Here is a 686-nt window from a genome sequence, read left to right as displayed (position 1 = left end):
TATCTCAAATGTATCTTTCGATCAAGAAAAGATTTACACTTTTGTCGATAGCGTCAGTTAGTTGTTTCGTCACTGACATTGAGCTATTAAATCGCACTCTGGGAGAGAACATGCAGTTAACGAGCTTTACTGATTACGCGCTGAGAACCTTGATTTATTTAGCATCATTGCCAAAAGATGAGCTGACCAATATCACCGAAGTGACGGATTTGTTTGGTGTGTCTCGTAATCATATGGTCAAAGTAATCAACCGTTTAGGGCAGCTAGGCTACGTGCATACCGTGCGCGGTAAAAACGGTGGTATTCGCTTGATGAAGCCAGCGTCTGAGATCACCGTTGGTGGTGTCGTGCGAGATTTGGAGCCGTTAGATTTGGTCAATTGTGGGGTGGAGTTTTGCCACATTACTCCCGCATGTCGCCTCAAAGATAAGCTTGCCAAAGCAAAAAGTGCCTTCCTCGCCGAGTTGGATGAGTGCACCATTGAATCCTTACTGAGCGATAACTCTGAGCTTTTGATCCTGCTTGCTCGCCCTTAGTTTATTTGCAGTTCCAGAGTCGATCTCGATCATTCTTTTTTCAAAGCAATTCTGTAGCTTATCGAGAGACTCAGATATACTAGCTCTATACCTTCCTTGCTAGATAGGCGTGCCTATGTCAGACAATATTCCAAACGATCCATTCGCAGA

General features: G+C 44.2%; 1 protein-coding gene. It reads left to right on the top strand.

The annotated features are described in order from the left end of the window. The first annotated feature begins 110 nt into the window (after positions 1-110). Positions 111-536, top strand: coding sequence for a nitric oxide-sensing transcriptional repressor NsrR (nsrR, locus tag R7P74_RS26675; RefSeq protein ID WP_005460673.1), 426 nt, complete (start codon positions 111-113; stop codon positions 534-536). Positions 537-686 lie beyond the last annotated feature (150 nt).

This window comes from Vibrio sp. 2033 (genome assembly GCF_033339735.1).
Note: the sequence above shows the minus strand (reverse complement) of the source record. Positions and strands in the feature narration are given on the sequence as shown.

Coding starts and splice junctions, on each gene's coding strand:
- nsrR (WP_005460673.1), top strand. CDS start 111: ATGCAGTTAACGAGCTTTACTGATTACGCGCTGAGAACCTTGATTTAT.